The following is a 26035-nucleotide window of genomic DNA, read 5'->3' as shown; positions in this document are numbered from 1 at the left end:
CCTCGCCGGCGTTTGAGGCGCGGGGCCCGGGGCGGAGCCCCGGCGGCGGCGCGTCAGCCGGACCTACTGCCCCTGCCCCTCCCGAAGGGTCGTCCTGAGCCGGGCCGCCGCGGCCGCGAGATCCGTACGCGCCTGCGCCAGCTGAGCCGGACTCACCCCGTGGTCGCGCGCAGCGTCACGCACCTCGTCGCGGAAGCGGTCCAGCAGCCGGTCCAGGTCGCGGGCCGGGTCGCCGGTGGGCGTCAGGTCCTCGGCCCAGTCCGCGTCCGCCGCCACATCATCCGCCGCCACATCCGCCACCGGCGGCACGGCCGACGTACCGCCGCCGAGCCACGCGCCGGCCAGGCTGCCCAGGACGCCCCCGGACTTGGCGAACTGCTCCTGGAGCTGGCCCGCGATGCGCTGCACCTCCTCGCGGGCCCGCTCCTGGGCCTCCTTGGCCTGGCGGCGGGCCTGCTGCGCCTCCTCGCGGGCCCGGCGGCTCTCGTCCTTCGCCCGGCGCGCCTGCTCCTTCCACTCCTGCCTCGCCTTGCGCAGCTCCTCCTTGGCCGCCTTCCAGGACTCGTCCTCGCCCACGTGGGCCGCCGACGCGGAGGCCGCCGCCCGCATCTCGCGCCGCAGGTCACCCGCCGCGCCCCGGACGTCGTCGCGGATCTCGGCGGCCAGTTCGGTGACCGAGTCGCGGATCTCCAGCTCCAGGTCGGCCAGTTCGCCGCTGCGGTCGGCCAGTTCGGCGCGGCCGGCCTCGGTGATGGAGTACACCTTGCGCCCGCCCTCGGTGGCGTACGTGACCAGGCCCTCGGCCTCGAGCTTCGCCAGGCGCGGGTACACGGTGCCCGCGGAAGGCGCGTAGAGACCCTGGAAGCGCTCCTCGAGCAGGCGGATCACCTCGTACCCGTGCCGCGGGGCCTCGTCCAGCAGCTTGAGGAGGTAGAGGCGGAGGCGGCCGTGGGCGAAGACGGGCGGCATGTCAGAGCACCTTCTTGTCGAGCGCGAGGGGAGCGGGAGCGGGGGCCGAGGCGTCGGCGTCGGGGTGCGGGCGGCGCAGCAGTGCGATGGCGCCGGAGACGGTGGTGGCCCGCAGGGTGCCGGTACCGGAACCGAGCGTGCCGGCGATCCGCTTGGCGCCCAGCTGGCCGGAGACCCGCAGGTCCTCGAAGGCGTTGGACACGCCGCCGGTGGCGGTGTTGGCCTCCACGCGGGCGTCCGCGGGGTGCGGGAGGCGGATCGCGAGCTGGCCGGAGACGGACTTCAGCGCGATGTCCACGGGGCGTGTCGCGGCGGCCGGGCCGAGGTCCAGGTCGATGAGCATGTCACCGCTGACCGAGTCGGCCCGTACGCTCACGCCCGCGCCGTCGACCACCGTCAGGCCGCCGGACACGGAGTGGAAGCCGAGGTCGCCGGTGACCGACTGGGCCTCGACGCTGCCGGAGACGGTGTGCGCCTTGACCCGGCCGGACAGCCCGACCAGCGTGGCGTCGCCCGAGACCCCGTTGACGTCGGTGCCGCCGGAGATGCCGGAGACGAAGGCGGTGGCGTCGACCGCGGCCACGTGGACCCGGGTGGACGCGGGGACGGTGAGGGTGAAGGCGGCGCTGCGCTCCCAGGCCTTGCGGCCGGAGGCCGAGCCGGACCAGGTCTTCCAGGGCTTGGCCTCGAACCACTGCTTGAAGCCCTGGGCACCGTTCCAGGGCAGGTCCTCGTAGGAGACGGTGAGGGTGCCGCCGTCCTGCACGACGTAGAGGGGCGGTCCGTCGACCTCGGTCACCTCCAGGCGGGCGGGCCCGTCCTCGGCGGCGACCACGTTCACGGTGCCGCTCACGACGCGCACGCGGAGCTCGGTGACCGGCTCCTCGAAGGTGAGCTTCCCGGGCCCGGCGAAGTGCCACGTCGACTGCGACGGCTGGGACGACTGCTCTGCCATGGTGCTGATCCTCCTCGTGCGTTCACGGACGGGGCTCGACGCACGCAACATATCGCGTCTTCTGTTCAACACGATATATCGCGGTCGGGCGAAGTCAAGGGCGCTGCCGGAGTCCGCGATGTGAGGTGATGTGCCCGAGCGTGTGAACACGCCGATCTAGGACGGCGAACGCTCGTACGTCGCGCTGGGCGGGGCCGGGAGCCGCTGCGCGGAGCCTCTCCCCGCCCCGCCCTTTCACCGTTTCCCGGGCTCCGCCCGGACCCGCGCCTCAAACGCCGGCGAGGCTGAAAGATCCAGCCCCGCCGGCGTTTGAGGCGCGGGGTTCGGGGCGGAGCCCCGGTCTTTTCAGCCCCGCCGGCGTTTGAGGCGCGGGGTCTGGGGCGGAGCCCCGGGAGCGGTGGCTCGGCCGTAGGCGGGCAGGCGGGTCAGGCCGCTTCCAGGAGCGGGCTCTCGTGATGCCGCAGCCACGCGCGGTACGGCGGCGTCCGCAGCGCCGCCTCGCGATAGGCGGCGCGGAGATCCGCGTAGACCTCCGCATGCGCCCCCGGCCGGGTCGCCAGCAGCAGCCGCACCGCCAGCGGGTCCCCCGACAGCGGCCGGATAGCCATGTCCTCGCGCGGCCCGGACGTCGGCTGGCACGGCGCCACCGCCTCGCCGGAGATGATCAGCGAGGCCGCCGTGTGGTAGTCGGCGTGCAGCACCGGCGGGTCCAGCCCGGCCCCCGCGAAGACGCGCCGCAGCCCGTCCCACTCGCCGTCCACCGAGGGGTCCACCATCCAGCGGTCGGCGGCCAGGTCCCGTAAGGAGACCACATCCTGCACGGCGGCCGGATGGTCCCGCGACATCGAGACGAACTGCGGCTCCCGCTCCATCAGCACGTGCGTCTGGAGCCCGGCCGGCACCCGCAGCGGGCTGCCCTCCACCTCGTGCACGAACGCCACGTCCAGTTGCCCCGCGTCCACCATCCTGAGCAGCGCGTTGGCGGAGACGTCCACGACCAGCGAGGTCTCGGTGTCGGGCAGCCTCCGGTGCAGCCTGCGCAGCCACCCCGGCAGGGCCCGGCTGGCCGTGGAGCCGATGCGCAGCCGGGGGCCGTGGGCCAGCGCCCGGGCCTCCGCGACCAGCGCGGCCATCTCGGCGAGCAGCGGGCGGGCCCGGCCCAGTACGGTGCGGCCGAAGGGGGTGGGCCGGCACCCGGTGCGCTCGCGCAGGAACAGCTCGCCGTCCAGGGCCCGTTCGATGCGGCGCAGCTGGGTCGTCAAGGAGGGCTGGCTCACGCCGAGTTGCCGGGCGGCCTTGTGCAGGCTGCCGGCATCGGCGATGGCGCACAGCGCGCGCAGGTGCCTGACCTCGAGCTCCATGCCCCGAGAGTAGGCCGGTCCCGGTGGACCGCACCAGCCACCGATAGCCCCCCGAATCCCGCCATTCTCATGCTAGTTGGGCTGTCGAAATCTTCCCGATAGGCCGGCGCTATCGGGCAGTGACATCATCCGCCGGGCACTTCCGCTCCCGCAGACTCCGGTACCGAACGACCACCCCCCACCGCACCGGACGAGTAGGAGCTCCCCCACATGCGCCACTCCCGAAAGGCCATGCTGGCCACCACCGTCGGCCTCGGCCTCGCCGCCACCCTCGGCGTCGTCCCCACCGCCACCGCCGCGCCCGCCCCCGCCGGCAACGCCGCGAGCTACGCCGCCTACGACCGCTCGCAGGAGAATGAGGCCGCCAACCGCGCCTTCTTCGAGGCCGTGCGGCGCTCGGTCGCCGAGCAGCGTGCCGCGAACCCCGGCGCTCTGGCCGTGACCGTCACGTACAACACCCGCAACGCGCCCAGCTTCCGTACCCAGATAGCCCGCTCCACGCAGATCTGGAACAGCTCGGTGACCAACGTCAAGCTGCAGGAGGTGTCCTCCGGCGGGAACTTCTCGTACCGCGAGGGCAATGACTCACGCGGCTCGTACGCGAGCACGGACGGGCACGGTCGGGGCTACATCTTCCTCGACTACCGGCAGAACCAGATCTACAACTCCACCCGGGTGACCTCGCACGAGACCGGCCACGTGCTGGGCCTGCCGGACCACTACTCGGGCCCGTGCAGCGAGCTGATGTCGGGTGGCGGTCCGGGCACCTCGTGCACGAACGCCACGCCGAACTCCACCGAGCGGGCGCGCGTCAACCAGCTCTGGGCCAACGGCTTCGCCTCCGGCCTGGACGCGAAGGATCTCGCCGCCAAGGGCTGAGTCACCGCTCCTCGGGGCCCACGTACTCCGGGCAGTCCGGGTTCTTGCAAGGACCCCGGACCCACTCCGGAATGAAGATCCCGAGGGACTTGCGCCGTCTGAGCACCGTGTCGACGGGGCTCCCGCACGCCGGGCACGTCCGCTGTTCGCGCCCGGCCTGCGGGGCCACCGTCTCGTGTGCGTGCTGCTGCTCTTCACCGGCCATACCTCCACGGTAGGACGGATCCGCACCTTTTGGAGCCGGAAGGACCGCAGGGGCCGGAGTGACCAGGGACCGCAGCGACCGCAGGGACCGCAGCGACCGCAGGGACCGGCGCGGTCAGCGCTTGACGGCGTACGTGGTGATGGTCTGGCCGCCGCCGAGGGTCGTGGCCCCGGTGAGCTCCAGGGGACGCACCGCGAAGCCGGCCCGTGACATCGGCATCCCGGTGCCCACGAAGACCGGGTACGTCTTGACGATGAACTCGTCGATCTCGTCGATCAGCTGACCGGCCAGGTCCGCCCCGCCGCACAGCCAGATGCCGAGCCCGTCCCGGGCCTTGAGCTCGCGCACCCGGGCCACCACGTCCCCGCTGATGAGCTCCACCTGCGGGTCCGGCGGGGTGGTGAGGGAGCGCGAGACGACGTACTGCTCGGGCAGGTGGCCGTAGGGGCTGGTGACGCCCTGCTTGAGGCCCGGCTCGTACGTGTTGCGCCCCATGATCACCGCGTCGAAGCGCTTCGGCACGGCGTCCTGGATCCCGAGCTGGGCCCGCCCCTCGGCGGCGATGGTCTCGGGGTACTCGGCCTTGAGGTGGTCGATGAACTCGCGGTCGAGGTGGCTGTAGAAGAAGTCGCCGTCGCCGTCCGGGGCACCGATGAAGCCGTCGACCGACGTGGCGATGAAGTACGTGAGCTTGCGCAAGCGATTCTCTTCCGTTCGACAGTGCCACCGCACCGGGGGCACGCCGGTTAAAGTACTTCAGCTGAAGTGGTTACGCAACCCTCGCGTGCCTACCCCCGCGGCTTGCGCCACATCGGCCACATCAGCGGCCCCTCCGGCAGCCGCACCGGCTCTCCGGCGAGCTCCCAGCCGAGCCGCTCGTACAGTCCCCTGCTGCGCTCGCTGCTCGCCTCCAGGTACGCCGGCACGCCCTCGCGGTCGCAGTGCTCCAGCACCGGCCGGATCAGCTCGCTGCCCAGCCCCTCCCCCTGCCGCCCCGGGGCGACCGCGATCATCAGCAGGTACTCGTGCTCCTCCGCCGTCGGGTGCACCGCCCCCGTGAGCCGGCCGACCAGCTCGCACCGCTCGTTGTCCGGGTCGGCCACCGCCCGCATCCGCGCCGGGATCTCGTCCTCGCCCTCCGGCTCGCCCGCCGGGATCCGCAGCCACAGCGCGGCCGCCGAGCCGTCCACCGCGTAGTCGATCCGGCCCTCGGCCAGCGCCACGTCCACGAAGACGCCCAGGAACTTCCCGTGCACCGCGGCCCGGTGCTCCGGGTCCGGGAAGACCCAGCTGCTCACCGGGTCGGTGCGGAAGGCCTCGTCGAGCAACCGCGCCACCGCGTCCCGGTCCGACTGATCCGCCTGCCGTATCTCCAGCGCCACTGGTCACACCCTTCGCTCACGTGTCAACAACCGTGAGTGATCCTAGAGTTGACCCGAACATGCGGTAAGGCCCGTTCCGGCACCATGTGATGCCGGGACGGGCCTGCTCGCGCCGCTGCGCGGTCACCTCGTACGACGCGTCACCCGCCGCGCCGTCACCTCGTACGACGCGTCACGAACTCCGCGAGCGCCAGCAGCCCGCCCGCCGCCCCGAGGTCCGGGACGGCACGCGACAGCTGCTGGACCGCCCGGCCCATCCGGTCCGCGGCGTGGGCCTGCGCCCAGTCGCGCCCCCCGGCCCGGTCCACCGCGTCGGCGGCCCGGAGTACGTCGTCCCCGGTCATGGGGCCCGCGTACAGGGCGGCCAGCTCCTCCCCCGCCGCGGTGTCCGAGGTGAGGGCGGCCACGACCGGGAGGGACTTCTTGCGCGCGATCAGATCGGCCCCGGCGGGCTTGCCGGTGTGCCCCGGGTCCCCCCAGATGCCGATCAGGTCGTCGATCAGCTGGAAGGCCAGCCCGGCCTCCCGCCCGAAGGCGTCCATGGCGTCGACCTCGTCCGGCCCGGCCCCCGCGTACAGCGCGCCCAGCGCGCACGCGCAGCCCAGCAGCGCCCCGGTCTTGGCCGTGGCCATGACCAGGCACTCGTCGAGCGAGACGTACGTACGCTGCTCGAAGGCGCAGTCCGCCCGCTGGCCCCCGCACAGCTCGATGACGCAGGCCGCGAGCCGGGCCGAGGCCGCTGCCGAGGCCGGATGCGGATCCTCCGCGAGCAGCCGCAGCGCGAGGGCCATCATGGCGTCGCCCGTGATGATCGCGTCCGGTATCCCGAAGACGGTCCAAGCGGTGGCCCGGTCGCGCCGCCGGACGTCCCGGTCGATGACGTCGTCGTGGAGCAGCGTGAAGTTGTGCGCCAACTCCACGGCCGCCGCCGCCCGTACGGCGTCGTCAGCCGGCCCGGCCCCCGGCCCGGCTCCAGGCCCTGCCCCCGGCCCGCGCAGGGCCTGGGCCGCCGCCAGCACCAGGGCCGGCCGGAGGGCCTTGCCGGCGCAGCCCGCGGCCGGGGTGCCGTCCTCGCGCTCCCAGCCGAAGTGGTACATGGCCACGCGCCGCATCGAACCGGGCAGGCTCTCGACCGTCCGGCGCAGTTCCGGGTCGACTTTTTCCCTCGTCCGTTCCAGCAGGGCCGCCGCCTCCTGACCCTCGCCGGTCGCGATGGTGTTCACCGCACTCAGCGCCAGCGGCCGATCTCGACGTTCTCCAGCACGCCGAGCGCGTCCGGCACCAGCACGGCGGCGGAGAAGTAGGCGGTGACCAGGTACGAGATGATCGCCTGCTCGCTGATCCCCATGAAGCGGACCGACAGGCTCGGCTCGATCTCGTCCGGGATGCCCGGCTGGTGCAGGCCGATCACACCCTGCTCCTCCTCGCCGGTACGCATGCACAGGATCGACGTGGTGCGGGCGTCGCTGATCGGGATCTTGCTGCTCGGGAAGATCGGCACTCCGCGCCAGGACGGCACCCGATTGCCGTTGATCTCCACCGACTCCGGGTAGAGCCCGCGCTTGTTGCACTCGCGGCCGAAGGCGGCGATCGCCTTGGGGTGCGCCAGGAAGAGCTTGGAGCCGCGCCGCATGCTGAGCAGCTGGTCCATGTCGTCGGGGCTGGGTGCGCCGTCGTGCGGCTGGATGCGCTGGTCGTAGTCGGCGTTGTGGAGCAGGCCGAACTCGCGGTTGTTGAGCATCTCGTGCTCCTGGCGCTCGCGCAGCGCCTCGACCGTGAGCCGCAACTGCTGCTCGGTCTGGTTCATCGGCTGGTTGTAGAGGTCGGCGACGCGGGTGTGCACGCGCAGGACCGTTTGTGCAATGGAGAGTTCGTACTCGCGCGGGTGGGCCTCGTAGTCCACGAAGGTGCCCGGGAGGACGGCCTCGCCCTGGTGGCCGGCGGAGAGGTCGATCGCGGCCTCGCCGTACTTGTTGGTGCGCTGGGCGGGCAGGGCCCGTACGCGCTCCACGTGCTCGCGCAGCGAATCGACCCGGTCGGCGAGGAGCTGGAAGTCCTGGCGGGTCAGGACCAGTGCGGTGCCGGAGGTGGCGGCGCGGGCGGTGTACTCCCAAATCGATTCTTCATCGACGAGGGAGTTCTCGCCGAAGAAGGCGCCGTCGGCGACGGTCTGGAGGACGGCGTCGTCACCGTAGGGGCCGGGGCCCACCTGGTCGATGCGGCCGTGGGCGAGGAGGAATACCTGGTCGGAGGGGCTGCCGAAGGAGGTGAGCTCCTGGCCGGCCTCGAAGTCGAGCTGCCGGCACCGCTGGGCGAGTTCGGTGAGGACGGCCTCGTCGTCGTAGTCGCGCAGGAGCGGGAGCTCACCGAGCTCGGCGGGGATGACCTGGACCTGGGTCCCGGTCTTGATGAACTCCACGACGCCGTTGCCGACCGAGTAGCTCAGCCGGCGGTTGACGCGGTACGTGCCGCCCTGCACCGACACCCACGGCAGCATCTTCAGGAGCCACCGCGAGGTGATCTCCTGCATCTGCGGCGCGGACTTGGTCGTGGTGGCCAAGTTCCGCGCGGCCGTCGTCCCGAGACTGCGCTGCGGTGTCTGGGCCTCGGACTCGGAGCCTGCCTGGACCGACATGTATGTCCCTTTCGATGACTCGTGGACCTGCGGGACGAGCCTTTCAGCACGCAGCGTGGTGAGACCATTACACAAAAGGGTGGGACTACTCCATCCGGGGGCGGGGCACTCTCTGGGGTCCAACTCTTCTCCCAGACGCCCCGCGAGCCCCTTGCACCCCACCGGTTTCAGCCAAGCCGCCGTTTTGTGGTGGTTTGGCGCGGCCGCCCGGCGCCACCTCCCGGGTCCGACTGACGACGAACGACATGGCGGCGACCCCGACAGGACGCCTGCCGGGTATGCCGGGCATTTCGGGCAGGGCGACACGGGAGTCGACATCCGCCGCCCCCGGGCCGATGGCTGATTCCCACCGCCTGCCGGCCCGCCTGAGCCGACCCGACGGCGGGGCTCGAACGCGAGTCCACACCGCGACGGCTCGGGCACCCACCGCGCGGCGACCGGGCCCTGACGCACACACAGGTCGACGCCTCGGCCGGACGCGCGTCCGTGTCCGCGTTCGTGTCCGTGTTCGTGTCCGAATCGGCTCGCTCGCCGTACGAAGGCACTAGCCGCGGAAGGGCCGCCTCCACTAAACCGTTGAGTGACGAGACGGGCACAGAGGGTATCCGTCGCGCACCGCAACGAAGGAGGCGGCCATGGCCGCACCCATGTCCGCGGACCGGTTCATCAGCGCCTTGCGCAACGAGGGTCTGACCGTCGTCGAAGTCGGCGCCTGGCGCACCCACAACCGCGATCACAAGGGCCCCTGGGGCCCGGTGCACGGGGTGATGATCCACCACACCGTCACCCGCGGCACCCCGTACACCGTCCAGCTCTGCCGCGAAGGCCACAGCGCCCTGCCGGGCCCGCTCTGCCACGGCGTGATCGCCAAGGACGGCCGCGTCCACCTGGTCGGCTTCGGCCGCGCCAACCACGCCGGCTCCGGCGACTCCGACGTCCTGGCGGCGGTGATCGCGGAGAAGCGGCTCCCGCCGGACCGGCAGGCGGACACCGACGGCAACCGCCACTTCTACGGCTTCGAGTGCGAGAACCTCGGCGACGGCGAGGACCCCTGGCCGGCGGTCCAGCTCGAAGCCATCACCCGCGCGGCGGCGGCCGTCTGCCGGGTCCACGCCTGGACGGCCCGCTCGGTGATCGGCCACCTCGAATGGCAGCCGGGCAAGATCGACCCCAAGGGCTTCACGATGGAGTCCCTGCGCGAACGCATCGACGAGCGCCTGAAGTGACACCCGCCGGCCGGCCGTGAAGGTCGCCGCCCCCGGAGCCGCACGGGGACGGCGACCAGCCGGCCCGCTCAGGACGCTTGGGAAGGGCCCGCAACCCCCGGCAGGGCCTGTCAGCGCACGGGTCGGCCTAGGTACGCGTCGCCGAGGGCTGTGGAGCCGAGTCCGGCGCTCACGACGAGCAGGCGGACGCGCGGGGCCGGGCGCGCCGGCTCCCGCCCCGTTCGCGCGCCCCGATGGGTGTGGGCGGGGCTCTGACGTGCGACGGCACGGGCAGGAGCGCCCCACAATGGACGGGTGAACCGCCCCTCGAACCTTGACGTGCTCTTGCAGCCACGCCCGCCGTCCCCCTTGCAGGAGATCCGCGACGACAGGTTCGACCGGCACGGCGTACGGCTTCTGCTGAAGCGGGACGACCTCGTCCATCCCGAGCTGCCGGGAAACAAGTGGCGCAAGCTCTCGCCGAACCTCCGCGCCGCGGTGGAGGCGGGGCACGACTGCCTGGTCACCTTCGGCGGGGCGTACTCGAACCACCTGCGGGCCACCGCGGCCGCCGGGCGGCTGCTGGGCCTGCGCACGGTCGGCATCGTGCGCGGCGACGAGCTGGCCGGGCGGCCCCTGAACGACTCCCTCGCCCGGTGCGCGGCCGACGGCATGCGGCTGCACTTCGTCTCCCGGTCGCAGTACCGCGGCAAGGCCGAGCCGCAGGCGCTGGCGCGGCTGGTGGACGGGGCGGGCGCGACCGGCGCGTACGTGGTCCCCGAGGGCGGCAGCAACGCCCTCGCCCTGGAGGGCTGCGCCGAGCTCGGCCGCGAGCTGCGGGGCGCGGCCGAGGTGGTGGCGGTGGCCTGCGGCACCGGCGGGACCGTGGCGGGCCTGGCGGCCGGGCTGGCCCCCGGACAGCGGGCGCTCGGCGTACCGGTCCTGGCGGGCGGTTTCCTGACCGAGGAGATACGTTCCCTCCAGCGGGCCGCCTTCGGTGCCCCGGCGGGCGACTGGAGCCTGGCCGAGGGCTTCCACCACGGCGGCTACGCCCGGGTCCCGGCCGCCCTCGACGCCTTCGCCGCCGACTTCGAGTCCCGCCACGGCCTGCCCGTCGAGCGGATCTACGTGGCCAAGCTCCTGTGGGCCCTGGCCACGCTCACCGCCTCCGGCACCTTCCCGCCCGGCACGACTCTGGCCGCGGTGATCACGGGGCGGCCGTGACCGAGCGGGTGCGCAGCCAGGAGGAGCGCGTGGCCGTCACCAGGTCCAAGCCGTATCCGGCGAAGGCGCCGCCTGCCGCCTGGATCCGCTTCATCCCCGCGTACGGGACGAAGGCGAGCGCTCCGGCGTACGTGGCCAGCCGCACCCCTCGGGAGGCCGCGGAAGGCGCGGCGGAGCGACGGGCGGTCCGCCCGAGCCGCGGCCCCGCAGCAGACCGCGCCCGGCAGTCCGAGCCGGTGCGGCCCACCCGCTGCGCGGAGCTGCTCCCCGCCCCGCCCTTTCTCCGTTTCCCGGGACTCCGCCCCGGACCCCGCGCCTCAAACGCCGGCGAGGCTGAAAGAGCGGGCCTCGACCCCGGACCCCGCGCCTCAAACGCCGGCGAGGCAGAGGGAGCGGGCCTCGACCCCGGACCCCGCGCCTCAAACGCCGGCGAGGCTGAAGGAGCGCGGCTCCGCCCCGGACCCCGCGCCTCAAGCGCCGGCGAGGCTGGAGGAGCGGGGCTCGGCCCCGGACCGCGCCTCAAGCGCCGGCGAGGCTGAAGGATGGGCCGGGCCGGCCGACACCTCACACCGGCACCCGCACCCCCGGGCTCGGCCCGGCCAACCCCGCCAAGCCCCCGGCAGGGTCAGGCCTCCTCGCGGTAGGCCGCCGCCTCCTCCAGGTCCAGCCTGCGCAGCAGCACCCGCAGCATCTCGTCGTCGATCCGCCGCTCGTCCCGCAGCGCGACGAAGACCTCCCGCTCGGCCTCGATCATCTCCCGTGCGAGCCGCCGGTAGACGTCGTCCGCCGACTCCCCCGTCAGCGCGTTGACCTCGCCCAGCCGTTCCCACACCGCGTTGCGCCGCCGCTCCAGCACCGTCCGCAGCCGGTCCGCCAGCGGCGGCGGCAGGGTGCTGTTCTCCGGCTCCTCCAGCAGCTCGTCCAGCCGCTCCTCCGCCGCCCGCGAGGCCTCGCTCTGAGCCTGCGCCTCCGCCAGGGTCTCGGCCCGCACGTCCTTCGGCGGCAGCTTCAGCGCCCTGATCAGCGGCGGCAGCGTCAGCCCCTGCACGACCAGCGTCCCGATGACCGTCGTGAAGGTCAGGAAGAGGATCAGGTTCCGGTGCGGGACCGACATCGGCACGGAGAAGGCGATGGCCAGCGAGACCACGCCCCGCATCCCGGCCCACCCCACGATCACCGGGGCCCTCCAGTCGGTCTCCGGCTCCCGCTCCACGATCCGCCGCGACATCCAGCGCGGCACGAAGGTCGCCGGGAACACCCACAGGAACCGGGCCACCACCACCGCGAGGAAGACGGCGGTCGCGTACCAGGCCGCGTCCAGGCCCTCGTACTCCCCCAGGCCCCTCAGGACCACCGGCAGCTGGAGTCCGATCAGCGCGAAGACCACCGACTCCAGCACGAAGGCGACCATCTTCCACACCGCCTCCTCCTGGAGCCGGGTGGCGAAGTCGACCTGCCAGTTGCGGTGCCCGAGGTACAGCGCGACCACGACCACCGCCAGCACTCCGGAGGCGTGCACCCGCTCGGCCGCCGCGTACGCCACGAAGGGGATCAGCAGCGAGAGGGTGTTCTGGAGCAGGGGTTCCTTCATCCGCTTGCGGAGCTGGTGGATCGGCACCATCAGCAGCAGGCCCACGCCGACCCCGCCCACCGAGGCCAACAGGAACTCCGCGATCCCGCCCGCCCAGCCGGCGCTCACCCCGACCGCCGCCGCCAGCGCCACCTTGTACGCGGTGATCGCGGTCGCGTCGTTGACCAGGGACTCACCCTCCAGGATGGTCGTCATCCGGTTCGGCAGTCCGAGCTTGCGGGCGATCGCGGTGGCGGCGACGGCGTCGGGCGGCGCGATCACCGCGCCCAGCACGAGCGCCACCGGCACGGTCAGTCCCGGCACCACCAGGTACGTCGCGTACCCGACGGCGAGCGTCGCGAAGAGCACGTAGCCCACGGAGAGCATCGCGATGGGCCGGATGTTCGTCCTCAGGTCCAGGTACGAACTGTCGACGGCGGCCGTGTGCAGCAGCGGCGGGAGCAGCAGCGGCAGCACGATGTGCGGATCGAGGGTGTACGCGGGCACGCCCGGGACGTACGCGGCCAGCAGTCCGGCGGCGACCAGCAGCAGCGGCGCGGGCACCGGCGTACGGCGGGCCAGCCCCGCCACGGCCGCACTGCCCGCGACGAGCGCCACCAGCGGCAATACCTCCATGGAAGATCCCTCCGCACATCGTCGCGCGCCCGCACCCTGGTCGTACGCTGGCCATCATGAGCGAGTGCACCCACGTTGCCGAACTGCCGCGCCCCGAGCCCATCCCGTCTGCACAGACGTGCCCCGAATGTCTGGTGCTCGGCAGCCACCCCGTGCAGCTGCGCATGTGCCTGGGGTGCGGACACGTGGCCTGCTGTGACTCGTCCCCCTTCCGGCACGCCACCGCGCACCACCAGGAGACCGGCCACCCGGTGATGCGGAGCTTCGAGCCGGGCGAGACCTGGCGATGGTGTTTTGTCGACGGTTCGATCGTGTGAGGCGGGGTAGGTCAACCCTCCGCCGGCTCCCCCGATTTGGGCCCCGCAGACCCCTAGCCACTGTGCGTACCCATGGGCTTACCATCAGTCACTGGGCAGAGGCATGACTGGCGGGCGCTCACAGCGGGTGCCACGAGGGGTGCCGCGACACGATCGCCCGGATCGCGATAGCGTCACCGGCGAACAGAGCTCGTACCACCTTGGAGGTGAGGGTGTCCCAGATCGCAGGCGAGCCCGGGACTCAGGACTTCGTGGAAGTCCGGCTGCCCGCTGCGGGTGCCTACCTGTCGGTGCTGCGGACGGCCACGGCCGGCCTCGCAGCACGTTTGGACTTCACCCTCGACGAGATCGAGGACCTCCGCATCGCGGTGGACGAGGCCTGCGCGATCCTGCTCCAGCAGGCCGTGCCGGGCTCCGTCCTCAGCTGCGTCTTCCGGCTGATCGAGGATTCGCTGGAGGTGACCGTCTCCGCGCCGACCACCGACGGGCGCGCGCCGGAGCGTGACACGTTCGCGTGGACGGTCCTGTCGGCGCTGGCCGGCAAGGTCGAGGCCACGGTCGAGGAGAACCGGACGGTGAGCATCAGCCTCTACAAACAGCGCGGCGCGGGACCAGGCCCGGCGTGAGCGGCGGGGAGATCCCGGTGCGGGGCGGGGATCGGCCCCGGGTACGGCACGAGGTCGACGGCGGCATCCCGGAGCAGCAGCACGCCCGGCCGCACCCGGCTGACGCGGATGCGGAAGACGGCTTTTTGGACTCGGCGGAGCGACGGGCGGGCCCTATGAGCGAGAACCAGCACGACCAACCACAGCCATCACTGCCGGCACTGCCACCGGAGGCCGCCACCGCGGCCCCCGAGGTGCCGGTGGCGCCCCTGCCGCCGGTGTTCCCGGTGTCCGCGGCGCTGCCGGACCCGCGCGACCGCAGTGGCGCGCGGGCCCTGTTCATCGAGCTGCGGGCGCTGCCCGAAGGCTCGGTGGAGAAGGCGGAGCTGCGCAACCGGCTCGTACGGATGCACCTGCCGCTGGTCGAACACCTGGCGCGGCGCTTCCGCAACCGCGGTGAGCCGCTGGACGACCTGACCCAGGTCGCGACGATCGGTCTCATCAAATCGGTGGACCGGTTCGACCCGGACCGCGGAGTCGAGTTCTCGACGTACGCCACGCCCACGGTGGTCGGCGAGATCAAGCGCCACTTCCGTGACAAGGGCTGGGCGGTCCGGGTGCCCCGGCGCCTGCAGGAGCTGCGGCTCTCGCTGACGACGGCCACGGCGGAGCTGTCCCAGCAGCACGGCCGCTCCCCGACGGTGCACGAACTGGCCGAACGGCTGGGGATCTCCGAGGAGGAGGTGCTGGAGGGGCTCGAATCGGCCAATGCCTACAGCACGCTCTCGCTGGACGTCCCGGACACCGACGACGAGTCGCCGGCGGTCGCGGACACCCTGGGCGCGGAGGACGAGGCCCTGGAGGGCGTCGAGTACCGCGAGTCCCTCAAGCCGCTGCTGGAGGGCCTCCCGCCGCGAGAGAAGCGGATCCTCCTGCTTCGGTTCTTCGGCAACATGACCCAGTCGCAGATCGCCCAGGAGGTCGGCATCTCCCAGATGCACGTCTCCCGCCTGCTGGCCCGCACGCTGGCCCAGCTCCGCGAGAAGCTCCTGGTGGAGGAGTAGCTCCTGGTGGAGGAGTAGCCGGAAAGAGGGCGTCCGGTTATCGGGCCTGTGCGCCGGGCCCGATACCGAGTGCCTCGGTCGCCGTCGGGTTCACCAGCAGCACGACGACGGCCACCACGGCCAGGGCCAGCGCGACCGCGGCGGCGACCATCGCGCCGCCCGTGCTGTAGAGGGTCCAGGCGACCGGCAGCGCCATCAGCTGGGTGATCAGTGCCGGGCCGCGGCTCCAGCGGCGGCCCAGGCGCAGCCCGCGGGCCGCGACCAGCGGCAGCGCGGCGAGCGCGAGCAGGGTGAGCCCGCCCGTCTCGGCCTGCTGCGGCGAGTCGGGGTCGCCGGCGATGCCCACGAACAGCATGTAGACACCGAGGCCGGCCAGCGCCAGGCCCTCCAGGGCGGTGAGCACGGCGGCGGCGGTCAGCCGGCCGGGCAGTGCGGCGGGCGGGACGGCGGCGGGGGTGGGAGTGGGGGCGGGGGCCTGCGCGGGCTGCTTCTTACTCACCCCAGCAGGGTAGCGGCGCACCCCCGGCCCCGGAGGGGACGGGCAGTAGGGTCGACGTGGGAAGGGGTGGGTAGTCTGGCGCTCATGCGTGCACTTCTCGTGGCCAACCCAGCAGCGACGACGACCAGTGCGCGCACGCGCGACGTCCTGACCCACGCCCTGGCCAGCGAGATGAAGCTGGAGGCGGTGACCACCGAGTACCGCGGGCACGCCCGGGACCTGGGGCGCAAGGCCGCGCACGAGGGACTCGACCTCGTCGTCGCCCTGGGTGGCGACGGCACGGTCAACGAGGTGGTCAACGGGCTCCTGCACGACGGGCCCGATCCGGAGCGGCTGCCGCGGCTGGCGGTGGTTCCCGGTGGCTCCACCAATGTGTTCGCCCGCGCCCTGGGGCTGCCCAACGACGCGGTCGAGGCGACCGGCGCCCTGCTGGACGCGCTGCGGGAGCGGCGGGAGCGGACGGTGGGCCTGGGTCTGGCGGCCGGCGCCCCGGGCACGGAGGACGAGTCGGTGCCGGCGCGCTGGTTCACCTTCTGCGCGGGCTTCGGTTTCGACGCGGGCGTGGTGGGCCGGGTGGAGCAGCAGCGGGAGCGCGGCAAGCGTTCGACGCACGCCCTGTACGTGCGACAGCTGATGCGGCAGTTCTGGGAGGAACCGAACCGCCGGCAGGGCACGGTCACGCTGGAGCGCCCCGGCGCGGATCCGGTGACGGACCTGGTGCTGTCGATAGTGTGCAACACCTCGCCGTGGACGTATCTGGGCAATCGTCCGCTTTACGCCTCTCCGGAGGCGTCGTTCGATACCGCGCTTGACGTATTGGCGCTGGACCGTTTGTCAACTCCGGCCGTCGCCCGGTACGCGACACAGCTGCTGACCTCCACTCCTGAGCGGGGTCCGCACGGCAAGCACGCGGTGTCTCTACACGATCTGACCGACTTCACCTTGCATTCCAAGGTGCCGCTTCCGTTCCAGATGGACGGAGACCACCTGGGGCTGCGGACCAGCGTTCGGTTCACAGGCGTACGCCGTGCACTGCGTGTGATTGTGTGAGTGGAAGGGCCAGAAGGCCTTTCACTCGAACGTTTACACGCCGGTCCACCCTCACGATGTAGGGCTGTGACCTAGTAGACACCGACGAATCAAAAAAAACTTTCCGGAAGGGGTTGTATCCCCGTCCGAGGTTTGCGAATCTCTTCATGGCGATCGGGACAGCCCGCAGAACCCGGCACCCACACAGATCGCCAGAACCCCTCCACGAATCTCTGACTGATCACCCGGGAAACTGGGCGGTCGCCCTTCCCTCACGGGGGGATTCGTGAAAGCGTTCACATTCACAAGCAACCTGTTCGCAATACAAGGAGATGGAGCAGCCATGGACTGGCGTCACAACGCCGTTTGCCGCGAGGAAGACCCGGAACTCTTCTTCCCCATCGGCAACACCGGTCCTGCGCTGCTGCAGATCGAGGAAGCCAAGGCCGTCTGCCGCCGTTGCCCCGTCATGGAGCAGTGCCTGCAGTGGGCGCTCGAGTCCGGTCAGGACTCCGGCGTCTGGGGCGGTCTCAGCGAGGACGAGCGCCGCGCCATGAAGCGCCGCGCCGCTCGCAACCGGGCGCGCAACGCCAGCGCCTGACAACGACTTTCGAGCCTCGACGCGCAGCGCGTAGTAACCGTATAAGCGCTCAGCAACGTGCTCTTGAGCCCCGGACCGGAATCTCGGTCCGGGGCTCAGTGCTGTGCGGGGCTCCGTACGCGTCCGGGCGGGCGGGGCGCCGCCGGTCACGCCGCGTCACGCCGCCACTGCTACTTCTGCGGGCTGGACGGGATGTCGAGGACGACCTTGGTGCCGCGCGGCTCCACCCGGACCATGTCGAAGCTTCCGCCGAGCTCCCCCTCCACGAGGGTCCGTACGATCTGCAGCCCGAGGTTGCCGGCGCGCTGAGGGTCGAATCCCTCGGGCAGACCGCTGCCGTCGTCCACCACGGTGATCAGCAGCCGCCCGTCGGCACGGCCGGTTCCGGTGCGCAGCGCGGCCACCTCCACGGTGCCCCCCTCACCCTGGGTGAAGGCGTGCTCCAGGGCGTTCTGCAGGATCTCGGTCAGCACCATCGACAGCGGAGTGGCGACCTCCGCGTCCAGGATGCCGAACCGGCCGGTGCGCCGGCAGTCCACCTTGCCCGGGGAGATCTCCGAGACCATCGCGATCACGCGGTCGGCGATCTCGTCGAACTCGACCCGCTCGTCCAGGTTCTGAGAGAGCGTCTCGTGCACGATCGCGATCGAACCGACCCGCCGCACGGCCTCATTGAGCGCTTCGCGGCCCTGCGGCGAATCCATGCGGCGGGACTGGAGCCGCAGCAGCGCGGCCACGGTCTGGAGGTTGTTCTTCACCCGGTGGTGGATCTCCCGGATGGTCGCGTCCTTGGTGATCAGTTCGCGTTCGCGACGACGCAGTTCCGTGACGTCGCGGCAGAGCACCAGGGAGCCGATCCGGGTGCCCTTCGGCTTGAGCGGGATGGCGCGGAGCTGGATGACCCCGCCGTTGCCCTCGACCTCGGTCTCCCGGGGGGCCCAGCCGCCGACGAGTTTGACCAGGGCCTCGTCCACCGGGCCGCGGGAGGGGGCGAGTTCGGTGGTGGTGTCGCCCAGGTGCTGCCCGACGAGGTCGGAGGCGAGGCCGAGCCGGTGGTAGGCGGAGAGCGCGTTCGGGGAGGCGTACGTGACCACGCCGTCGGCGTCGAGCCGGATGAGGCCGTCGCCGACGCGCGGGGAGGCGTCCATGTCGACCTGCTGGCCGGGGAAGGGGAAGGAGCCCGCCGCGATCATCTGGGCCAGGTCGGAGGCGGACTGGAGGTAGGTCAGCTCCAGCCGGCTCGGTGTACGCACGGTGAGCAGGTTGGTGTTGCGCGCGATCACTCCCAGTACCCGGCCCTCACGGCGGACGGGGATCGACTCGACGCGGACCGGCACCTCCTCGCGCCACTCCGGGTCGCCCTCGCGCACGATCCGTCCCTCGTCGAGCGCGGCGTCCAGCAGCGGACGGCGGCCGCGCGGGACCAGGTGGCCGACCATGTCGTCCTGGTAGGAGGTGGGCCCGGTGTTCGGGCGCATCTGGGCCACCGAGACGTACCGCGTGCCGTCGAGGGTGGGGACCCACAGCACGAGGTCGGCGAAGGACAGGTCGGAGAGCAGTTGCCACTCCGAGACCAGCAGGTGGAGCCACTCCAGGTCGGTTTCACTGAGAGCGGTGTGCTGGCGTACGAGGTCGTTCATGGAGGGCACGTTGCGAGCGTACCCCGGGTACGCGTGATGACTTTCCCCACGGCGGTACTCAGGAGTATCCAGGAGGGGCGGGGGCCGCGTACTGTTGGAGGAAGTGACGGGCTTGTGTACCCCGCCATTGGATGGACAGATCAGAATGGTCTAGTCCACAATTGATTCAAAGCCTCCGCCCTCCCCGCACAGGAGGACGGATCGAGGTAAGCCGCGCGCTCTGCCCTGACCGCGCAGGCACCTCCCACCGGCCGCCGGGAACCGCACACCTGACGGCCGTAAGTACTCCGGGCTACGGTGCCGGACGGGTTGAGGGTCCCGTCCTGCACCGTGGCCCAGAGGAATTTCTGGGCGGAATTTCTGGGCGCGATACCTCCGCCTACCGCGCCGTCGGCGGCCAGGCCAGCATGGCCCGTGCCGCGACCGCCTCCAGCTCTTCCCGGCTCGCCCCGTCGCGCGACTGCTGGGACATCCCCACGATTACGGTTACGGCGTACCGGGCCAGCGCCCGCGCGTCCGTGTCCGCGGGCAGCACGCCGGTGGCCACGTCCGCCCGGATCCGGCTCTCGAACATCTCCAGATGGGCGTCGCGCCGCTCGCGCAGCGCCTGTGCGACCTCGTCCGAGGTCGTGTTGATCGCGGCGCTGATCACCAGGCAGCCCCGGGGGTGGGCCGGGTCGGTGTAGACCTCGGCCGCCTCGCGCAGGCTGCGCTCGACGGCCGCCCGGGCGGTGGGCTCCTCGGCGAGCGCCACGCTCGCGAAGTCCCCGTACCGGCCTGCGTACACCACCACGACCTCGTCGAAGAGTGTGCGCTTGTCGCCGAAGGCCGCGTAGAGGCTGGGGGCGCTGATGCCGAGCGAGGCGGTCAGGTCCGCGATGGAGGTCGCCTCGTAACCGCGCTCCCAGAAGGCGGCCATCGCCTTGTCGAGGGCGGCGTCACGGTCGAAGGAACGGGGTCTGCCGCGCTGTCCGGTCACCATGCGCACATTCTATAGCGGTCGTTAGGAAATCTGATACGGTCCTTTCTGTAGCGACCACTAGGGATTGCGAAGGGGGGCGCGTCATGGGCGTGCTCAAGGGGAAGACGGCACTGGTCACGGGCGGCAGCCGGGGCATCGGACGGGCCGTGGCGGAGCGGCTGGCGCGGGACGGGGCGCTGGTCGCGGTGCACTACGGACGCAACGAAGCGGCGGCCGGGGAGACCGTGGCCGCGATCGAGGCGGCCGGCGGCCGGGCCTTCGCCATCGGGGCCGAGCTCGGGGTGCCGGGCGACGCGCGGGCGCTCTGGGCGGCGTACGAGGCCCATCCCGCGCACACCGAGCTCGTGGACATCCTCGTCAACAACGCCGGCGCCGCGCTCTTCGCCGGGATCGAGGGGACGGACGAGGAGATGTACGACCGGGCGCACGCGCTCAACGCCAAGGCGCCGTTCTTCGTCATCCAGCACGGGCTGGCGCGCCTGCGGGACGGGGGCAGGATCGTGAACGTGACCGGCACCCCGGACCTCGCCCTGCCGGCCATCCTGGCCACGGTCATGGCGAAGGGCGCGGCGAACGCCATGACCCGGTCGCTGGCCGCCGCGCTGGCCCCGCGCGGGATCACCGTGAACTCGGTGGGCCCGGGCATCATCGAGACGGACCTGAACGCGGGCCTGCTCGCGGACCCCGCGACCCGGGCCCACCTGGCCGCCCGCTCGGTCTTCCACCGGGTGGGCACGGCGGAGGAGGTCGCGGACGTGGTGGCTTTCCTGGCCTCGGCGGACTCCCGCTGGGTCACGGGCCAGCACGTGGACGCGACGGGCGGCCTCCAGCTGGCGCTGCTCTAGGGGGACACGCCCTAGGGACGGTCGGCGGGGATCCGGCTGGGGACGGTGGGGAGCATGACGCCCCTCGGTGCCTCGGAGACCTCGGCGCTCGCCGTGACCATCTCGAGGAAGGTCGGGAGCGCGTAGTCCTCGGCGCCTTCGAGGTCGACCTGGTATCCGAGGTCTCCCAGGCTCGCCGCCGTCAGGCGGCTCAGCTTGTTCTCGATCGTCGGGTTGCCGGCGATCCCGATGTTCGGCGACATGAGCTCATTGCCGAAGAGCGACTCCCGCCAGTGGCTGCCCGCACTTCCCGGGCCGCCCACGTTCGCGACCGGTACCGGGGTGGGCTGATCGGCGTCGAGGAGTATGCCGAACTCCTTCATGGCACCGGGACCGACGAAGGTGGGGTCGGGGCCGGGGAAGTCCTTCAGCAAGCCGAAGTCGTCCCAGACGAGGCTGGTGATCCCCAGGCAGTGACCCATCTCGTGCGTGATGACGTCGAGCAGCGTGCCCTCGTCTTCCATCTGGGCCAGGTCGGCGGTGTCGAACCTCATGATGGCCTTCGCGGGGAGGCGTGCTCCGGTGGTCGCCGTGTCACGCCGGAAGACCCGCGGGCCCGCCTCCCCGAGAACGCCGAAGAGGCCGTCGAGCGGCACGCCTTCGGCGTCGATCAAGAGGTCGTCGACGATGACGTCGCCGCTGAAGTCGCGAATGACCGCGGTCTCCAGGTCACCCACGATGACCCTCGCCCAGCGTTCGGCGGCCTCGGCGAAGACGTCCCTCTGGCCGCTCGTCAGCCCTCCGATGAACCGCACCTCTATCTGGAACGGGGAGGTGGTCGCGGCGAGCAGCTCGGCTCGACCGGCGTCGGCAACGGCTCTGTAGGTCTCGAAGGCGTAAGTGGTGCGCCTGCCCATGACTACCACTCCAATCGCACATACCATGATTTAGTTACATAAACCACCGTAGAGGACAAGGCGGTTGTAGACCGGACAACCAAAAGGTTGAAGGTTCTCCCGCCGTGGATAAGGGCGGACCCCCCGCCAGGAGCGGCCACCTCTGCTAGATTGGTCTATACCACACACCCCACTCCAGATCGGCAGGCCCTCGCGTGGAAGTTGTCATCGTCCCGGACGCCAAGGCAGGCGGCGAGCTCATCGCGGAGGCCATCGCCGCCCTGGTACGCCGCAAGCCCGACGCCTTGCTCGGCGTGGCGACCGGCTCTACCCCGCTGCCCGTCTACGAGGCCCTCGCGGCCAAGGTCAAGGCCGGTCAGGTCGATGCCTCCAGGGCCCGCGTCTGCCAGCTCGACGAGTACGTCGGCCTGCCGGCCGGGCACCCCGAGTCCTACCGCGCCGTCGTGCTCCGCGAGGTCGTCGAGCCCCTCGGCCTGTCCGAGGCCTCCTTCATGGGCCCCGACGGTGCGGCCGAGGACATCGTCGCCGCGTGCGAGGCCTACGACAGGGCGCTCGCCGAGGCCGGCGGCGTCGACCTCCAGCTGCTGGGCATCGGCACGGACGGTCACATCGGCTTCAACGAGCCCTGTTCCTCCCTCGCCTCCCGCACCCGCATCAAGACGCTCACGGAGCAGACGCGAGTGGACAACGCGCGCTTCTTCGACGACGACATGGACCAGGTGCCGCACCACGTCATCACCCAGGGCATCGGCACCATCCTCGACGCCCGCCACCTGGTCCTCCTCGCCACCGGCGAGGGCAAGGCCGAGGCCGTCGCGCAGACCGTCGAGGGCCCGCTGTCCGCGCTCGTCCCGGCCTCCGCGCTGCAGCTGCACCGGCACGCGACCGTCGTCGTGGACGAGGCCGCCGCGTCGAAGCTGAAGCTGGCGGACTACTTCCGGCACACGTACGCCAACAAGCCCGCCTGGCAGGGCCTGTAGCGGTAGCCGTACCGCACGCGTCGAAGGGCCGGACTCCCGTCAGGGGGCCCGGCCCTTCGCGTGTGCGGGTGGCTGTATTTCAGCCCCGCCGGCGTTTGAGGCGCGGGGTCTGGGGCGGAGCCCCAGCAGCGGCGCCGCAGGGGCGCTACAACCCCGCGATCACCTCGGCCGCGGCCCGGCCGCAGACCCGGGCCGCGCCCTGCGTCGCGATGTGGAGGGCTCCGCGGGGCTCCGCCCGGGGCAGGCCCATCTCGACCACCACCGTGTCCGGCCGGGCGGCGACCAGCGCGTCCAGGGCCTCGGTCATCCACGGGTGGCGGTGCGCGTCGCGGACCACCGCGACGACGGTCCGCTCCCCCGCCGCCGCCAGGATGTCCGCGGCCGTGGCCCCCTGAGGGTAGGTACCCGCCTCCGTGCCCGGTACCAGCGCGGCCAGTTCGCCGGCCACGCCCCACGGGGTCTCGTCGCCCACCGCGATGTTCGCGACCGGGGTCAGGGTCGCCACGTACGGGACGCGGATCGGGCCCGCCGAGCCGGTGACGAGCACGGCGCGGCGGGCGGCCGTCAGGCCGATGCCGGACGCGCGGCTCCCCTCCGGCCGCGCGTCCGGCCGGGCCGCCCGGGTCCACGCGGCCAGCGCACGGACCCGGGCGGCGGCGTCGGCGAGGCGCTCCTCGGGGAGCGTGCCCTCGCGCACGGCCGCGACCAGTGCGTCGCGCAGCCGCAGGACGGTGGCCTCGTCGGCGAGTCCGCCGCCGACGCAGATGGCGTCGGCGCCGGCCGCGATGGCCAGGACCGAGCCGCGCTCGATCCCGTACGTCCCGGCGATGGCGTTCATCTCCATGCCGTCCGTGACGATGAGGCCCTCGTAGCCGAGCTCCCCCCGCAGCAGACCGGTCAGGATCCGCGGGCTGAGCGTGGCCGGGCGGGTCGGGTCGAGGGCGGGGACCAGGATGTGCGCGCTCATCACGGCCTTGGTGCCGGCCTCGATGGCCGCCTTGAAGGGGACGAGCTCGCGGGCCTGGAGGGTGTCCAGGTCCACGTCGATGCGCGGCAGGGCGTGGTGCGAGTCGACGTTGGTGTCGCCGTGGCCCGGGAAGTGCTTGGTGCACGCGGCGACGCCTGCCGCCTGGAGGCCCTCGACGTAGGCGGCGGTGTGCCGGGCGGCGAGGTGGGTGTCGGCGCCGAAGGACCGTACGCCGATCACCGGATTGTCCGGGTTGGAGTTGACGTCCGCGGACGGGGCCCAGTTGAGGTTGACCCCGCACTCGGCGAGGCGCCGGCCCAGCTCGCGGGCGACGTCCCGGGTGAGGCCGGTGTCGTCGACGGCGCCGAGGGCCAGGTTGCCGGGGAAGGACGAGCCGCCGCCGACCTCCAGGCGGGTGACGTCGCCGCCCTCCTCGTCGATGGCGACCAGGACATCGTCGCGCTCGGTACGCAGCTGCGCGGTCAGCGCGGCGAGCTGCTCGGGCGAGGCGATGTTGCGGCCGAACAGGCCGACGGCGGTGAGGCCTTCGCCGACCTGGCGGAGCAGCCAGGCGGGGGCGGTGGTGCCTTCGAAGCCGGGCTGGAGGACCGCGAGGGCGTCACGGGTGAGGGTGTCGACGCGGTGCGCGAGGACAGTCATGGTGCCGTCATCCCTTCACGGCGCCGGCGGTGAGGCCCGCGGCCATCTTGCGCTGGACGATGAGGAAGAGGACCACGATGGGGAGCGCCATCATGGTGGAGCCCGCCATCATGGGGGCGAACTCGGTGCCGTTCTTGGTGGTGAAGTTGCCGAGCCACACGGTGGCCGTCTGGTTCTGCTGGCTCATCAGCATCAGGGCGTAGAGGTACTCGTTCCACGCCTGGATGAAGCCGTAGACGGAGGTGGCGACCATGCCGGGGGCGAGCAGCGGGAAGACCACCCGCATGAAGGCGCCGGTCGGGGTGCAGCCGTCGACCATGGCCGCTTCCTCCAGCTCCTTCGGGATGTTGACGATGAAGCCGCGCAGCGTCCACACCGTGAAGGGGAGGATGAAGGTCAGGTACGTGATGATCAGGCCGGTGAGCCGGTCGTACTGACCGAGGTCGTTCAGCAGCAGGAAGACCGGGATGATCATCGCGACGAGCGGGATCATCTGGACGGCGAGGATGCCGACGATCACGATCTTGCGGCCGCGGAAGGCGAACCGGGAGATGGCCAGGGCCGCCAGCATGCCGACGACGATGCCGATGGCCACCACGACGAGGGAGACGATCATGCTTCGGCCGACAGGGCCCCAGAAGTCGGAGATCTCCAGCGCACGCTTGAAGTTGTCCAGGGTGAAGGTGGTCGGGAAGAAGTGCGGGTTCGGGTCGATCGCGTCCTTGGCCGGCTTGAAGGCCGTGTTGAGCATCCAGTAGACCGGGAAGCCCGCGATGACGAAGACCAGCAGCCCGACGAGGTTCCAGCCGAGCTTGGACTTCTTCCTCTGCTTCGGGCGGGCGACGCGCGGGGTCGCGGTGGACGTGGCGGTGACGGTCATTCCACCTCTCCGATCTTGAGCATCTGGCGCATGTAGACGGCGACCACTCCGAGCAGCAGCAGGACGGTCACGAGGGCGATGGCGGAGCCGCCCGAGTAGTCGTTGACCACGAAGGCCTGCTGGTACGAGTAGGTGGTCAGCAGCTGGAACTCGGCCTCGGGGTTGCCGTTACGCATCACGAAGACCTGCGGGAAGACGCCCATGTCCCAGATCACCGAGAGGGTCGTCAGCATGACGATGATCGGCTTGAGGATGGGGAGGGTGACGTGGCGGAACACGCCCCACGCGCCGGCGCCGTCGAGGCGCGCGGCCTCCTCCAGCTCCTTGGGCACCTGCGTCAGACCGGCGCTGAGGGTGATGACGACGAAGGGGACCGCGCCCCAGACCACCAGGAGCATGATCACGGCGAGGCCCTGGGGGCCGCTGGCGAACCAGTTGTGGCCGATCATGTCGACGCCGGGGAGCTTGCTCATCAGGTAGTTGAGGACGCCGTAGTCGGCGTCGAAGAGCCACTTGAAGACGGCGGTGGCGACGATGATGGGCATGCCCCAGCTCGCGACGAGGGCGATGCTGATGAGTGCCTTGACCCAACCGGAGACCTTCTGCAGCAGCAGCGCGATGAGCATGCCGATGACCATGGTCAGGATGACGGCGCCGGCCGCGAAGACGACGGTGCGCAGGACGACGGACCAGAACTCGCCGTCCCCGAGGATCTTCGTGAAGTTGTCGAAGCCGACGAACTCGGCTTCCTTGAAGCCCCACAGTTCGGACTTGCCGAAGCTCTGGAAGGAGAGGGACACCAGTCTGAAGAGCGGGTACCCCATGACGAGGATGATGACCAGCAGGCACGGGGCCAGCAGCAGCCAGGGGGTGGCGCCGGGGCCCTTGCGGTCGGGCCGGCCCGGCGTGCCGGTGGTCTCCGTCTTCGCTCCGGGGGATGTCTTCTGCTGCGCCGGCGGCAGGTCGGCGGTGGTTGTCTGTGCGGCACTCATCGCGCGCTCCTCGGGGGTCCCTCTCTTGACGGGCAGCAGGGCCCCGCCGGTTCGGCA

The 26035-nt window shown here is 71.7% G+C and carries 27 protein-coding genes; 10 read left to right on the top strand and 17 right to left on the bottom strand.

Annotated features, from left to right (window positions below):
• Window positions 1–63: 63 nt before the first annotated feature.
• The 3 genes from ACZ4TV_RS09375 to ACZ4TV_RS09365 all read right to left on the bottom strand — a co-directional run bounded on the left by ACZ4TV_RS09375 (window position 64) and on the right by ACZ4TV_RS09365 (window position 3285).
• Window positions 64–969 carry a PadR family transcriptional regulator gene (locus ACZ4TV_RS09375; protein WP_468132428.1) on the bottom strand — a complete coding sequence of 302 codons (906 nt, stop codon included), beginning with the start codon at window positions 967–969 and terminating at the stop codon, window positions 64–66.
• A gap of 1 nt (window position 970) precedes the next feature.
• Window positions 971–1924 (bottom strand): DUF4097 family beta strand repeat-containing protein, encoded by a 954-nt coding sequence (locus tag ACZ4TV_RS09370; protein WP_468132426.1) that lies wholly within the window; start codon window positions 1922–1924, stop codon window positions 971–973.
• 425 nt (window positions 1925–2349) lie between these two features.
• Window positions 2350–3285 (bottom strand): LysR family transcriptional regulator, encoded by a 936-nt coding sequence (locus ACZ4TV_RS09365; RefSeq protein ID WP_468132424.1) that lies wholly within the window; start codon window positions 3283–3285, stop codon window positions 2350–2352.
• A 210-nt stretch (window positions 3286–3495) separates the two neighbouring features.
• Between ACZ4TV_RS09365 and snpA the strand changes: the two genes are divergently transcribed.
• Window positions 3496–4164: a snapalysin gene (gene snpA, locus ACZ4TV_RS09360; RefSeq protein WP_468132422.1), complete on the top strand. Its 669-nt coding sequence runs from the start codon at window positions 3496–3498 to the stop codon at window positions 4162–4164.
• Window position 4165: 1 nt separating this feature from the next.
• Here snpA and ACZ4TV_RS09355 read toward each other — a convergent pair whose 3' ends face one another.
• From ACZ4TV_RS09355 to ACZ4TV_RS09335, 5 genes are all read right to left on the bottom strand, one after another.
• Window positions 4166–4369, bottom strand: a complete 204-nt coding sequence (locus tag ACZ4TV_RS09355) for a hypothetical protein (protein WP_468132420.1) — start codon at window positions 4367–4369, stop codon at window positions 4166–4168.
• Window positions 4370–4483: 114 nt separating this feature from the next.
• Window positions 4484–5068: a dihydrofolate reductase family protein gene (locus ACZ4TV_RS09350; RefSeq protein WP_468132418.1), complete on the bottom strand. Its 585-nt coding sequence runs from the start codon at window positions 5066–5068 to the stop codon at window positions 4484–4486.
• 89 nt (window positions 5069–5157) lie between these two features.
• Entirely contained in the window at window positions 5158–5751 is a 594-nt protein-coding gene (locus ACZ4TV_RS09345) for a GNAT family N-acetyltransferase (protein WP_468132416.1), read from the bottom strand.
• A gap of 155 nt (window positions 5752–5906) precedes the next feature.
• Window positions 5907–6983, bottom strand: a complete 1077-nt coding sequence (locus ACZ4TV_RS09340; RefSeq protein WP_468132846.1) for a family 2 encapsulin nanocompartment cargo protein polyprenyl transferase — start codon at window positions 6981–6983, stop codon at window positions 5907–5909.
• Window positions 6980–8386 carry a family 2B encapsulin nanocompartment shell protein gene (locus tag ACZ4TV_RS09335; RefSeq protein ID WP_468132414.1) on the bottom strand — a complete coding sequence of 469 codons (1407 nt, stop codon included), beginning with the start codon at window positions 8384–8386 and terminating at the stop codon, window positions 6980–6982. The genes ACZ4TV_RS09340 and ACZ4TV_RS09335 overlap by 4 nt, the downstream gene beginning before the upstream one ends.
• Before the next feature lie 635 nt (window positions 8387–9021).
• Here ACZ4TV_RS09335 and ACZ4TV_RS09330 point away from each other — a divergent pair.
• A complete protein-coding gene (locus tag ACZ4TV_RS09330) occupies window positions 9022–9612 on the top strand; it encodes an N-acetylmuramoyl-L-alanine amidase (RefSeq protein WP_468132412.1) in 591 nt (196 codons plus the stop codon).
• 294 nt (window positions 9613–9906) lie between these two features.
• Window positions 9907–10815, top strand: a complete 909-nt coding sequence (locus ACZ4TV_RS09325; RefSeq protein ID WP_468132410.1) for a 1-aminocyclopropane-1-carboxylate deaminase/D-cysteine desulfhydrase — start codon at window positions 9907–9909, stop codon at window positions 10813–10815.
• Here ACZ4TV_RS09325 and ACZ4TV_RS09320 read toward each other — a convergent pair.
• Both ACZ4TV_RS09320 and ACZ4TV_RS09315 read right to left on the bottom strand, forming a co-directional pair.
• Window positions 10799–10960: a hypothetical protein gene (locus tag ACZ4TV_RS09320; protein ID WP_468132408.1), complete on the bottom strand. Its 162-nt coding sequence runs from the start codon at window positions 10958–10960 to the stop codon at window positions 10799–10801. The two genes, ACZ4TV_RS09325 and ACZ4TV_RS09320, sit on opposite strands and share 17 nt — an antisense overlap.
• Window positions 10961–11440: 480 nt before the next feature.
• Window positions 11441–13021 (bottom strand): Na+/H+ antiporter, encoded by a 1581-nt coding sequence (locus ACZ4TV_RS09315; RefSeq protein ID WP_468132406.1) that lies wholly within the window; start codon window positions 13019–13021, stop codon window positions 11441–11443.
• Window positions 13022–13077: 56 nt separating this feature from the next.
• On the opposite strand from ACZ4TV_RS09315, the gene ACZ4TV_RS09310 reads away from it, so the two are divergent.
• The 3 genes from ACZ4TV_RS09310 (at window position 13078) to ACZ4TV_RS09300 (ending at window position 15007) form a co-directional block, all read left to right on the top strand.
• A complete protein-coding gene (locus ACZ4TV_RS09310; protein WP_468132404.1) occupies window positions 13078–13338 on the top strand; it encodes a UBP-type zinc finger domain-containing protein in 261 nt (86 codons plus the stop codon).
• A gap of 212 nt (window positions 13339–13550) precedes the next feature.
• Window positions 13551–13964: an ATP-binding protein gene (locus ACZ4TV_RS09305; RefSeq protein ID WP_215015185.1), complete on the top strand. Its 414-nt coding sequence runs from the start codon at window positions 13551–13553 to the stop codon at window positions 13962–13964.
• The gene (locus tag ACZ4TV_RS09300; RefSeq protein ID WP_468132402.1) at window positions 13961–15007 is read left to right on the top strand and encodes an RNA polymerase sigma factor SigF; all 1047 of its coding nucleotides are present in this window, start codon (window positions 13961–13963) and stop codon (window positions 15005–15007) included. Before ACZ4TV_RS09305 ends, ACZ4TV_RS09300 begins: the two co-directional genes overlap by 4 nt.
• A gap of 37 nt (window positions 15008–15044) precedes the next feature.
• Here the strand turns inward: ACZ4TV_RS09300 and ACZ4TV_RS09295 are convergent, their stop codons facing one another.
• Window positions 15045–15506: a hypothetical protein gene (locus tag ACZ4TV_RS09295; protein WP_468132400.1), complete on the bottom strand. Its 462-nt coding sequence runs from the start codon at window positions 15504–15506 to the stop codon at window positions 15045–15047.
• Between the two features lie 84 nt (window positions 15507–15590).
• Between ACZ4TV_RS09295 and ACZ4TV_RS09290 the strand changes: the two genes are divergently transcribed.
• Window positions 15591–16556, top strand: a complete 966-nt coding sequence (locus tag ACZ4TV_RS09290; RefSeq protein ID WP_468132398.1) for a diacylglycerol/lipid kinase family protein — start codon at window positions 15591–15593, stop codon at window positions 16554–16556.
• A gap of 322 nt (window positions 16557–16878) precedes the next feature.
• Window positions 16879–17136 carry a WhiB family transcriptional regulator gene (locus ACZ4TV_RS09285; RefSeq protein ID WP_003953983.1) on the top strand — a complete coding sequence of 86 codons (258 nt, stop codon included), beginning with the start codon at window positions 16879–16881 and terminating at the stop codon, window positions 17134–17136.
• Window positions 17137–17306: 170 nt separating this feature from the next.
• Here ACZ4TV_RS09285 and ACZ4TV_RS09280 read toward each other — a convergent pair whose 3' ends face one another.
• A complete protein-coding gene (locus ACZ4TV_RS09280) occupies window positions 17307–18776 on the bottom strand; it encodes a sensor histidine kinase (protein WP_468132844.1) in 1470 nt (489 codons plus the stop codon).
• Window positions 18777–19155: 379 nt separating this feature from the next.
• Window positions 19156–19758: a TetR/AcrR family transcriptional regulator gene (locus ACZ4TV_RS09275; RefSeq protein WP_468132396.1), complete on the bottom strand. Its 603-nt coding sequence runs from the start codon at window positions 19756–19758 to the stop codon at window positions 19156–19158.
• A gap of 83 nt (window positions 19759–19841) precedes the next feature.
• Between ACZ4TV_RS09275 and ACZ4TV_RS09270 the strand changes: the two genes are divergently transcribed.
• Window positions 19842–20603, top strand: a complete 762-nt coding sequence (locus tag ACZ4TV_RS09270) for an SDR family oxidoreductase (RefSeq protein ID WP_468132394.1) — start codon at window positions 19842–19844, stop codon at window positions 20601–20603.
• An 11-nt stretch (window positions 20604–20614) separates the two neighbouring features.
• On the opposite strand, the gene ACZ4TV_RS09265 is transcribed toward ACZ4TV_RS09270, so the two are convergent.
• Window positions 20615–21499 (bottom strand): leishmanolysin-related zinc metalloendopeptidase, encoded by an 885-nt coding sequence (locus ACZ4TV_RS09265; RefSeq protein WP_468132392.1) that lies wholly within the window; start codon window positions 21497–21499, stop codon window positions 20615–20617.
• A gap of 194 nt (window positions 21500–21693) precedes the next feature.
• Between ACZ4TV_RS09265 and nagB the strand changes: the two genes are divergently transcribed.
• Entirely contained in the window at window positions 21694–22479 is a 786-nt protein-coding gene (gene nagB, locus ACZ4TV_RS09260) for a glucosamine-6-phosphate deaminase (RefSeq protein ID WP_468132390.1), read from the top strand.
• A 145-nt stretch (window positions 22480–22624) separates the two neighbouring features.
• On the opposite strand, the gene ACZ4TV_RS09255 is transcribed toward nagB, so the two are convergent.
• From ACZ4TV_RS09255 to ACZ4TV_RS09245, 3 genes are read right to left on the bottom strand one after another with little or no spacing between them, the layout of a single operon-like run.
• Window positions 22625–24106, bottom strand: coding sequence for a glycoside hydrolase family 3 protein (locus ACZ4TV_RS09255; protein ID WP_468132388.1), 1482 nt, complete (start codon window positions 24104–24106; stop codon window positions 22625–22627).
• Window positions 24107–24113: 7 nt separating this feature from the next.
• Window positions 24114–24986 (bottom strand): carbohydrate ABC transporter permease, encoded by an 873-nt coding sequence (locus ACZ4TV_RS09250; RefSeq protein ID WP_468132386.1) that lies wholly within the window; start codon window positions 24984–24986, stop codon window positions 24114–24116.
• Complete coding sequence (locus ACZ4TV_RS09245; RefSeq protein WP_468132384.1) at window positions 24983–25978, bottom strand: carbohydrate ABC transporter permease; 996 nt, start codon at window positions 25976–25978, stop codon at window positions 24983–24985. Before ACZ4TV_RS09245 ends, ACZ4TV_RS09250 begins: the two co-directional genes overlap by 4 nt.
• Window positions 25979–26035 lie beyond the last annotated feature (57 nt).

The sequence above is a fragment of the Streptomyces sp. NPDC028910 genome, assembly GCF_055564955.1.
Note: the sequence above shows the minus strand (reverse complement) of the source record. Positions and strands in the feature narration are given on the sequence as shown.

Coding starts and splice junctions, on each gene's coding strand:
- ACZ4TV_RS09375 (WP_468132428.1), bottom strand. CDS start 969: ATGCCGCCCGTCTTCGCCCACGGCCGCCTCCGCCTCTACCTCCTCAAG.
- ACZ4TV_RS09370 (WP_468132426.1), bottom strand. CDS start 1,924: ATGGCAGAGCAGTCGTCCCAGCCGTCGCAGTCGACGTGGCACTTCGCC.
- ACZ4TV_RS09365 (WP_468132424.1), bottom strand. CDS start 3,285: ATGGAGCTCGAGGTCAGGCACCTGCGCGCGCTGTGCGCCATCGCCGAT.
- snpA (WP_468132422.1), top strand. CDS start 3,496: ATGCGCCACTCCCGAAAGGCCATGCTGGCCACCACCGTCGGCCTCGGC.
- ACZ4TV_RS09355 (WP_468132420.1), bottom strand. CDS start 4,369: ATGGCCGGTGAAGAGCAGCAGCACGCACACGAGACGGTGGCCCCGCAG.
- ACZ4TV_RS09335 (WP_468132414.1), bottom strand. CDS start 8,386: ATGTCGGTCCAGGCAGGCTCCGAGTCCGAGGCCCAGACACCGCAGCGC.
- ACZ4TV_RS09330 (WP_468132412.1), top strand. CDS start 9,022: ATGGCCGCACCCATGTCCGCGGACCGGTTCATCAGCGCCTTGCGCAAC.
- ACZ4TV_RS09315 (WP_468132406.1), bottom strand. CDS start 13,021: ATGGAGGTATTGCCGCTGGTGGCGCTCGTCGCGGGCAGTGCGGCCGTG.
- ACZ4TV_RS09310 (WP_468132404.1), top strand. CDS start 13,078: ATGAGCGAGTGCACCCACGTTGCCGAACTGCCGCGCCCCGAGCCCATC.
- ACZ4TV_RS09290 (WP_468132398.1), top strand. CDS start 15,591: ATGCGTGCACTTCTCGTGGCCAACCCAGCAGCGACGACGACCAGTGCG.
- ACZ4TV_RS09285 (WP_003953983.1), top strand. CDS start 16,879: ATGGACTGGCGTCACAACGCCGTTTGCCGCGAGGAAGACCCGGAACTC.
- ACZ4TV_RS09280 (WP_468132844.1), bottom strand. CDS start 18,776: ATGAACGACCTCGTACGCCAGCACACCGCTCTCAGTGAAACCGACCTG.
- ACZ4TV_RS09275 (WP_468132396.1), bottom strand. CDS start 19,758: ATGGTGACCGGACAGCGCGGCAGACCCCGTTCCTTCGACCGTGACGCC.
- ACZ4TV_RS09270 (WP_468132394.1), top strand. CDS start 19,842: ATGGGCGTGCTCAAGGGGAAGACGGCACTGGTCACGGGCGGCAGCCGG.
- ACZ4TV_RS09265 (WP_468132392.1), bottom strand. CDS start 21,499: ATGGGCAGGCGCACCACTTACGCCTTCGAGACCTACAGAGCCGTTGCC.
- ACZ4TV_RS09255 (WP_468132388.1), bottom strand. CDS start 24,106: ATGACTGTCCTCGCGCACCGCGTCGACACCCTCACCCGTGACGCCCTC.
- ACZ4TV_RS09250 (WP_468132386.1), bottom strand. CDS start 24,986: ATGACCGTCACCGCCACGTCCACCGCGACCCCGCGCGTCGCCCGCCCG.
- ACZ4TV_RS09245 (WP_468132384.1), bottom strand. CDS start 25,978: ATGAGTGCCGCACAGACAACCACCGCCGACCTGCCGCCGGCGCAGCAG.